The following is a 3,557-nucleotide window of genomic DNA, read 5'->3' as shown; positions in this document are numbered from 1 at the left end:
CGCGCACGCCGGCCTGCGCGGCCCAGGCCGCGAACGCGGCGGCGTCGGCCTGCGCCGTGCTCTCCGCCTTGCGCACGCTGTCGAGGACGAGCGCGGCCGTGTCGCCGGCGCCGTATCCGTACAGGCCATCGGCGACGTACGGCGACGGGAACACGCGCAGGCCGGTCAGGCCGGCGTCGAGCAAGGTGGCGAGGCCGGCGGCATAGCCGAGGCGTTCGCGCCAGTCGGCATCGGTCAGGGCGAGCAAGTCATACATGGCGCATCTCCGGGCAGGCGATGAACACCAGCCTAGTCCGCCGCCGACGAGGTCCCGTTGACCTGCGTCAAGTCGTCGCATCGACCTGCATCGAACGGATGGCTTCGCGCGAATCGGCGCCGACCGCTCCGTATCGTCGGCGCCGCGTTGCGCCGCGTTGCGCCGTGCGGGTGCAGCTGCCGTTTGTCGTGCTGCGCCGCGGCGATTCGCCACGCCGGCCGCCGCCGTGCTCAACTTGGCGCCGTCACGGGGCTTTGTGACAATTGCGCAAGTGCATCAGGCCGGCGGCGCCGCGCGCATCGCCGCCATCGCCTGGCGCGTACCGCCGTTCGTACCGAGGAGGCTTCCGTCGATGATCTCCGATACCGTCGTCGAACTCTCGCGGCTGCAATTCGCCGCGACCGCGCTGTATCACTTCCTGTTCGTGCCGCTGACCCTGGGGCTGTCGTTCCTGCTCGCGATCATGGAGTCGGTCTATGTCATGACCGGCAACGAGATCTACCGGCAGATGACGAAGTTCTGGGGCAAGCTGTTCGGCATCAACTTCGCGCTCGGCGTGGCGACCGGCATCACGATGGAATTCCAGTTCGGCACGAACTGGTCCTACTACTCGCAATATGTCGGCGACATCTTCGGCACGCCGCTGGCGATCGAAGGCCTGATGGCCTTCTTTCTCGAATCGACCTTCGTCGGCCTGTTCTTCTTCGGCTGGGAGCGCCTGAGCAAGGTGCAGCACCTGACGGTGACCTGGCTCGTCGCGCTCGGCTCGAATTTCTCGGCGCTGTGGATCCTGATCGCGAACGGCTGGATGCAGTATCCGATTGGCGCCGACTTCAACCCGGAAACCCTGCGCATGGAGCTGACGAGCTTCGCGCAGGTCGTGTTCAGCCCGGTCGCCCAGGTCAAGTTCGTGCACACGGTGTCGGCCGGCTACGTCACGGGCGCCTGCTTCGTGCTCGGCATCAGCGCCTGGTATCTGCTGCGCGGCCGGCACGTCGCGTTCGCCCAGCGCTCGTTCGCGATCGCCTCGGCCTTCGGCCTCGCCGCGACCCTGTCGGTCATCACGCTCGGCGACGAATCGGGTTACGAGCTCGGCCACGTGCAGAAGGTCAAGCTCGCGGCGATCGAGGCGATGTGGGAGACGCATCCGCCGCCGGCACCGTTCACCGTGGTCGGCTTCATCGACCAGGAGAACATGACGACGAACCACGCGATCGAGATTCCGTGGCTCATGGGCCTGATCGCGACGCGCTCGATCAGCGAGCCGGTCACCGGCCTCAAGGACCTCGTCGCGGAGCACGAAGTGCGCATCCGCAGCGGCATGCAGGCCTACGCTGCGCTGCAGCAGGTGCGCGCGAATCCGGCCGACGCGCAGGCCCGCGCGAAGCTCGTCGAGCTGCAGCGCGATCTCGGCTACGGCCTGCTGGTCAAGCGCTACGCGCCGAACGTCGTCGACGCGACCGACGCGCAGATCGCGCGCGCCGCGCGCGATGCGATACCGCCGGTCGCGCCGCTGTTCTGGGCCTTCCGCATCATGGTCGGCTGCGGCGTGCTGACGTTGCTGACCTTCGTGCTCGCGCTGGTCTCCGCGTCGCGCCGCGCGATCATGCGCCAGCGCTGGTTGCTCAAGCTCGCCGTCGCGACGATACCGCTGCCGTGGATCGCCTCGGAGATGGGCTGGATCGTCGCCGAGCTCGGCCGCCAGCCCTGGACCGTCGCCGAAGTGCTGCCGACCTGGATGAGCGTGTCCTCGCTGACGGTCGGCGATCTGATCTTCAGCCTGACCGGCTTCGTGCTGCTGTACACCGCGCTGCTCGTCGTCGAGATGTACCTGATGCTGAAGTTCGCGCGCAAAGGCCCGAGCGATCCCGGCGACGCGCCCGGCCATGCCGTCGTCATCGGCGCCGACGCGCCGGCCGAACCGGCCAAGGCCTGAGGAGAACGTCATGGACCTGCTGAACTTCCTGATGAGCTACGAGACCTTGCGCGTGATCTGGTGGCTGTTCCTCGGCGTGCTGCTGATCGGCTTCGCGGTCATGGACGGCTTCGATCTCGGCGTCGGCGCGCTGCTGCCGTTCGTCGCGAAGACCGACGACGAGCGCCGCGTGCTGCTCAACACCGTGGGTCCGACCTGGGAAGGCAACCAGGTCTGGTTCATCCTCGGCGGCGGCGCGATCTTCGCCGCGTTCCCGCTGATCTACGCGGCCGCGTTCTCGGGCTTCTTCGTCGCGCTGATCCTCGTGCTGTTCGCGCTGATCCTGCGTCCGGTCGGCTTCGACTACCGCAGCAAGCTGCCCGATCCGCGCTGGCGCGCTCTGTGGGACTGGTGCCTGTTCATCGGCGGCTTCGTGCCGTCGCTCGTGTTCGGCGTCGCGTTCGGCAATCTGCTGCAGGGCGTGCCGTTCCGCTACGACGAGAGCCTGCGCGTGCACTACGAAGGCAGCTTCTTCGGCCTGCTCAACCCGTTCGGCCTGCTCGTCGGCGTCGTCAGTCTTTCGATGCTGGTCATGCACGGCGCGGTGTTCCTGCAGCTCAAGACCGTCGGCGAACTGCGCGAACGCGCGCGCCGCTGGCACGGCGCCGCCGCGCTCGTCTTCGCCGTAGCGTTCGTGCTGGCCGGCGTCTGGCTCGCGTTCGGCGTGGACGGCCATCGCATCAGCGTCGCGGCGGGCACCGCGGCGGCGTCCAATCCGGTGACCAAGCAGGTCGTCGTCGAGGCCGGCGCGTGGTTCGCGAATTTCCGCGCGCAGCCGCTGCTCTGGCTGATTCCGGTCGTCGCGCTCGCCGCGGCGGCGGCGGCCTGGCGTCTCGCGCCGCGGCGCGCGGGTCTGGCCTTCGTCGCGAGCGGCACGGCGGTCGCCGCGACGATACTGACCGCCGCCGTCGCGATGTTCCCGTTCATGATGCCGTCGAGCCTCGCACCGTCGCACGGACTGACGGTCTGGGACTCGACCTCGAGCCTGCTGACCCTGCGCTGGATGTTCTGGCTGACCCTGCTGTTCCTGCCGCTGATCGTGCTCTATACGAGCTGGGTGTTCCGCGTCATGCGCGGCCCGGTCACGGTCGAGCAGGTGCGCGGTTCGGACGCCCACTACTGAGGAGCGAGCCATGTGGTATTTCGCCTGGATACTCGGCGTGCTGATGGCCTGCTTCGCGGCGATCATCAACGCGATGTGGCTGGAGTTCAAAGGCTATCCCGACGACGAACAGCGCAAGCCCTGAGGCCGACGAGCCGGCGCGGCGCTGGCTCGCCGCGCGCGTGCGGCGCGTGCGCGGCTGGACCGCCGCCGCCGCCGGCGCG

Annotated in this window: 4 protein-coding genes; 3 read left to right on the top strand and 1 reads right to left on the bottom strand. The window is 68.5% G+C overall.

Going from position 1 to position 3,557, the window contains the following annotated elements:
- On the bottom strand, window positions 1-256 hold a 256-nt coding region (locus NON22_RS21910), incomplete at its 3' end, for a hypothetical protein (protein ID WP_425508014.1).
- 352 nt (window positions 257-608) lie between these two features.
- On the opposite strand from NON22_RS21910, the gene NON22_RS21905 reads away from it, so the two are divergent.
- Genes NON22_RS21905 through cydX form a run of 3 tightly spaced genes read left to right on the top strand, consistent with a single transcriptional unit; the run spans window position 609 to window position 3,478 of the window.
- On the top strand, window positions 609-2,192 hold the full coding sequence (locus tag NON22_RS21905) for a cytochrome ubiquinol oxidase subunit I (RefSeq protein ID WP_257389127.1): 1,584 nt from the start codon (window positions 609-611) through the stop codon (window positions 2,190-2,192).
- 10 nt (window positions 2,193-2,202) lie between these two features.
- Entirely contained in the window at window positions 2,203-3,354 is a 1,152-nt protein-coding gene (cydB, locus tag NON22_RS21900; RefSeq protein WP_257389126.1) for a cytochrome d ubiquinol oxidase subunit II, read from the top strand.
- 10 nt (window positions 3,355-3,364) lie between these two features.
- Window positions 3,365-3,478, top strand: coding sequence for a cytochrome bd-I oxidase subunit CydX (cydX, locus tag NON22_RS21895; protein WP_257389125.1), 114 nt, complete (start codon window positions 3,365-3,367; stop codon window positions 3,476-3,478).
- The last annotated feature ends 79 nt before the right edge of the window (window positions 3,479-3,557 follow it).

Origin of the sequence: Tahibacter caeni (assembly GCF_024609805.1) — a bacterium.
Classification (GTDB): Bacteria; Pseudomonadota; Gammaproteobacteria; order Xanthomonadales; family Rhodanobacteraceae; genus Tahibacter; species Tahibacter caeni.
The sequence above is the reverse complement of the archived record's forward strand: the minus strand, read 5'-3'. Positions and strand labels throughout refer to the sequence as shown.

Bases quoted from the DNA above. Each gene is read 5' to 3' on its own strand.
- NON22_RS21905 (WP_257389127.1), top strand. From the start codon at position 609: ATGATCTCCGATACCGTCGTCGAACTCTCGCGGCTGCAATTCGCCGCG.
- cydB (WP_257389126.1), top strand. From the start codon at position 2,203: ATGGACCTGCTGAACTTCCTGATGAGCTACGAGACCTTGCGCGTGATC.
- cydX (WP_257389125.1), top strand. From the start codon at position 3,365: ATGTGGTATTTCGCCTGGATACTCGGCGTGCTGATGGCCTGCTTCGCG.